Here is a 5,067-nt window from a genome sequence, read left to right as displayed (position 1 = left end):
TTAGGATTAAACTGCTTAGCAAGCTGATCATCAAACAATAGGGTTAACAAGCCCAACCCAATGACCCAAGCGACAATTAACATGCCTTTACCCATTTGACTCTGTTGCATTGACTTGTTCGTTCCTCTTTATCCTAATGTCACCTCAAAATGTCGGATTCAGCGAGAGTGAGGTGTGGTATCAGTATATATTTGTCACATAACATTAATTCTGTTTGTTATGATATCAAAACTAGGCCTATTTATAACGCTAATACCTTGATTAAAAACGCCATTTTAACACAAGCTGAATATTGCCCAACATCCCATTGGGACGAACGCCCAGAACAGACTACAGTCTCGCTTTTAGTGGTACATAATATTTCATTGCCTCCAAACAAATTTGGCGGTGATTATATCAAGTACTTTTTTACCGGCTGTTTAGATCCCAAATTACACCCTTACTTTGCCAGCATTTATCAAATGCGCGTGTCAGCTCATTGTTTAATTAAGCGTGATGGGAGTATTCTACAATTTGTACCATTTGATAAACGCGCGTGGCATGCAGGAGTATCAAGCTTTCAGGGAATAAGTAGGTGTAATGATTATTCTATTGGAATTGAACTTGAAGGGGCTGATCATATTCCCTATACCCCAGCTCAATATGAGCAGCTTAGTCTATTAACCAAAGCATTAATGCAGGACTACCCAGCAATAACCCTAGGGCGTATTGTTGGTCACAATGATATTGCACCCGGCAGAAAAACCGATCCAGGCATTGCTTTTGATTGGTCACAATATCGGCAGATGATATGATAATTTTGTATAACCTAAAGAGATAAAATCATGACATTAATCAGCTTGTTGCTGGTATTGCTAGTTGAACGCGTCACTACTAAATCCCAATTTTGGCAAGTAGGGTTTTACACTGATAAATACTTACAAAGTATCGAATCTCGCGGTTGGTTTAACTCGTCCTCCAAATCTTGGATCTTGGCATTGGTTATTTTTGTGCCTGTTATTATTATCTACTTAGTTGTGCAAGAATTTGCCGGTGGATTACTAGAGTTGGTTATTAGCACTGCCATATTAATGGTTTGTGTAGGATGCCCAGCAATCCGCGCTACCTACAAATGCTTTTTACAAGCGGCTAACCGTGGTGATTTACAAGCCTGCAGTATGTATGAGGATCAAATAAGTGGCGATGACAAGGGCTCAACCTCCTTTGGACTAAACCTTGTTTGGCAAAACTACCGCCACTACACAGCCGTAATTTTATGGTTTGCTGTGTTCGGCGCAGCTGGGGCGATATTGTATGTACTAGTAAGGGAAATGAATTCAAAGTTGTCGAGCGATAACGAACAAGTAGCCAATCAAGTAAAACGTTTACTCAATCTTGTTGACTGGGTACCCGTGCGTATAACGGCTTTAGGCTTTTTATTAGTAGGACATTTTTCTCGTGCTTTCCCGACATGGTTAGGCTATTTACCCGACCCAGCTGTTCAGGCCAAAACACTGCTATTGGATGTATCTAAAAAAGCCGAAGAAATCGAACCAGATGAAAATGATTGTACCGAAGAGCCCTGCACTTTAGTCCGTTTGGCTAAACGAAACGTGATGTTTTTATTAGTCGTAATTGCACTATTAACCTTATCTGGTTGGATTGATTAAAAGGTCTGACCAGACCACCCCATCATTAACCATCTGTTTTTAAACATCTTTATTTTCATCCCCTGCATGTAACTTATCTTTTGTAAAATTAACATTTACCCCAAGACAAATGTCTACTAAGCTATTGCGGGTCAATGGTCTTACCAATTTACCAAGTACCAACGTTATTGCTATCACTAACTATGGAATTATTGAATGCGCCAAGTACAATCTAGAAAATTATCTGACGATATTATGGAGCAATTAGAGTCCATGATATTAGATGGTAGATTGTTAGCTGGACAAAAACTTCTATCAGAACGCACACTTGCAGAACAATTTGCAGTATCAAGACCCTCCGTTAGAGAAGCCATTCAGAAACTTGAAGCCAAAAATTTGGTGGAACGCAAACAAGGAGGAGGCACATTTGTTAAACCTCGCCTCAACGAATTAATTACCGATCCTCTTTTATTACTGTTGTCTGACAAACCAGAAATGCAATTTGATTTGCTTGAATTTCGACATGCGTTAGAAGGTATGGCTGCTTATTACGCAGCGCTGAGAGGGCAACCAGAAGATTATCAGGCGCTAGAGAGCGCATTAGACGCATTACCAACTGACTCTACCGATAAAAGCCAAGAGGCGGCCGCATTAGTAAACTTTTATCTGACTATGGCTAAAGCTGCTCATAACATGGTTTTACAGCACGTGATGCGCAGTCTACAGTCTATGCTGCAAGACAATATCCAACGTAACTTAGAGGTATTGGCAAAACATGCTGATGCGGCACAAAATATAAAGCGCCAAAGGCGCAATATAGTACAAGCTATTTTAGCAGGCGATCCTGAACAAGCTCGAAAGGCCAGCAATGAACATTTGGCTTATATTGAAGACACTTTATTAAACATTAATCGTCAAGACATGCGTATGCAAAGGGCGTTGCGGCGAATTGAAGTAAACTAACTATTTCATTGAATGTGTTTTGACATGTTCAAGAATGAAATGAATAACAACTTATCGAAATATCATGCAAGTTCAGTGTTTTACACTCGCTATATTGATTAACGGTAAGTCCCTACATTAACAAACTATAAAAAAAGGAAAGCACCATGGCTGATATGATGCATCCGGATGTGGATCCACAAGAAACACAAGAGTGGTTAGACTCTCTAGAAACAGTTCTTGAAGAAGAAGGTGCGGAACGCGCACATTTTCTTTTAGAGGCACTCATTGACAAAGCTCGTCGTAGTGGAGCGCATTTACCTTATGACGCCACTACAGCGTATATCAATACCATTCCGGTAGCTCAAGAGCCAACCATGCCTGGTGACCAAACAATTGAAGCACGTATTCGTGGAGCAATCCGTTGGAATGCTTTGATGATCGTTTTACGGGCCTCTAAGAAAGACTTAGAGCTTGGTGGTCACATAGGTAGTTTTGCATCATCTGCCATGTTGTACGATGTAGGGTTCAACCACTTTTTTAAAGCACCTAACGAAAAAAATAGCGGTGACTTTATTTTTTCCCAAGGACATATTTCTCCTGGCATTTATGCCCGATCTTATGTTGAAGGTAATTTATCAGAAGAAAAGTTGAATAATTTCCGCCAAGAATGTGATGGTGAAGGTTTATCGTCATATCCTCATCCGCATTTAATGAAGGATTATTGGCAATTCCCTACTGTGTCTATGGGCTTAGGACCACTACAAGCAATCTACACGGCTCGTTTCTTAAAGTATTTAACCAATCGCGGTATTAAAGATTGCTCTGGACAACAAGTTTATTGTTTCATGGGTGACGGTGAATGTGATGAGCCCGAATCATTAGGTGCCATTGGCTTAGCCTCTCGTGAAGGCCTAGATAACTTAACCTTTGTGATTAACTGTAACTTACAACGTCTTGATGGACCGGTACGTGGTAACGGAAAAATCATTCAAGAACTTGAAGGTACTTTCCGTGGCGCGGGTTGGGAAGTGGTCAAAGTTATTTGGGGAAGTTACTGGGATGCACTGATTGCTCGTGACAAATCAGGTAAACTTTTACAGCTTATGAGCGAAACAGTGGATGGTGAATACCAAAACTGTAAAGCCAAAGGTGGCAAGTACACCCGCGAGAACTTCTTCAACAAATACCCTGAAACAGCCGCATTAGTGGCCAATATGTCCGACGAAGACATTTTCCGCTTAAACCGTGGTGGACATGACCCAGTTAAAGTTTTTGCTGCCTATCAAAAAGCCATGGACACCAAAGATCGCCCAACGGTAATTTTGGCTAAAACAGTAAAAGGTTTTGGTTTAGGTGCATCTGGTGAAGCCCTTAACATTGCGCACAACGTGAAAAAAATGGATGTGGATTCTATTAAGAAATTCCGCGACCGTTTTAACATTCCTGTAGCCGACGAAACGATTGCTGATTTACCTTATTTTAAATTTGCTGAAGACAGTGAAGAATATAAGTATATGAAAGCACGTCGCGAAGCATTGGGCGGCGCATTACCACAACGTCGTCAGCAAGCAGAAGAACAGCTTGAAATGCCTGAGTTAAAAGCATTTGATGCTATTTTGAAAGGTTCTGGAGATCGTGAAGTATCTTCAACTATGACCTTTGTACGTGTGCTAAACGTATTATTGAAAGACAAAAAAATGGGTAAACGTGTAGTACCTATTATTCCTGATGAAGCCCGTACTTTTGGTATGGAAGGTTTATTCCGCCAAGTGGGTATTTACGCCAACGAAGGTCAAAAATACATTCCTCAAGATGCAGATCAAGTGGCCTATTATCGTGAAGATAAAAAAGGTCAGGTGTTACAAGAAGGCATTAACGAACTAGGCGCAATGGCTTCTTGGGTCGCATCTGGTACGTCTTATTCAACTTGTAATGCGACGACTATTCCATTCTATATCTACTATTCAATGTTTGGTTTCCAACGAGTAGGTGATTTAGCATGGGCAGCTGGCGATAGCCAAGCTCGCGGCTTCTTGTTAGGTGCTACTGCTGGTCGTACAACCTTGAATGGTGAAGGTTTACAACACCAAGATGGGCATTCCCATGTACAAGCGAACCTCATCCCTAATTGTGTGACTTATGACCCAACTTATGGATATGAAGTAGCAGTAATAGTACAAGACGGTTTACGCCGTATGTACGGTGAAAACGAAAATGTTTTCTATTACCTCACCTTGATGAATGAAAACTATCAGCACCCTGCAATGCCAGAAGGTGATGATGTAGCTGCAGATATCATTAAAGGTATTTACAAGTTAGAGCGTGTTGAAAGCAAAAAAGCTAAGTCTAATGTTCAACTTCTAGGTTCAGGTACTATCTTAAATGAAGTGCGTAAGGCGGCTCAAATACTGAGTCAAGACTACAATGTCTCTTCTGATGTTTATTCTGTTACTTCATTCAATGAATTAGCCCGTGAAGGTCAAGACGTGGTTCG

The 5,067-nt window shown here is 40.8% G+C and carries 4 protein-coding genes and 1 pseudogene; 4 read left to right on the top strand and 1 reads right to left on the bottom strand.

All coding sequences use genetic code 11. The annotated features are described in order from the left end of the window. Positions 1 to 110, bottom strand: a pseudogene (locus tag QZ488_RS21605) (TIGR02281 family clan AA aspartic protease); the annotation flags it as partial. A 147-nt stretch (positions 111 to 257) separates the two neighbouring features. Between QZ488_RS21605 and ampD the strand changes: the two are divergent. The 4 genes from ampD to aceE form a co-directional block, all read left to right on the top strand. Then, a complete protein-coding gene (ampD, locus tag QZ488_RS21020; protein ID WP_293752441.1) occupies positions 258 to 794 on the top strand; it encodes a 1,6-anhydro-N-acetylmuramyl-L-alanine amidase AmpD in 537 nt (178 codons plus the stop codon). 30 nt (positions 795 to 824) lie between these two features. Further along, the gene (ampE, locus tag QZ488_RS21015; RefSeq protein WP_293752439.1) at positions 825 to 1,649 is read left to right on the top strand and encodes a beta-lactamase regulator AmpE; all 825 of its coding nucleotides are present in this window, start codon (positions 825 to 827) and stop codon (positions 1,647 to 1,649) included. A gap of 195 nt (positions 1,650 to 1,844) precedes the next feature. After that, positions 1,845 to 2,591, top strand: a complete 747-nt coding sequence (locus QZ488_RS21010; protein WP_293752437.1) for a GntR family transcriptional regulator — start codon at positions 1,845 to 1,847, stop codon at positions 2,589 to 2,591. 146 nt (positions 2,592 to 2,737) lie between these two features. Beyond that, on the top strand, positions 2,738 to 5,067 hold a 2,330-nt coding region (aceE, locus tag QZ488_RS21005; protein ID WP_293752435.1), incomplete at its 3' end, for a pyruvate dehydrogenase (acetyl-transferring), homodimeric type.

The sequence above is a fragment of the uncultured Paraglaciecola sp. genome, from assembly GCF_913020055.1.
In the GTDB taxonomy this organism is placed as follows: Bacteria; Pseudomonadota; Gammaproteobacteria; order Enterobacterales; family Alteromonadaceae; genus Paraglaciecola.
This window is presented reverse-complemented; position numbering and strand designations above follow the sequence as displayed.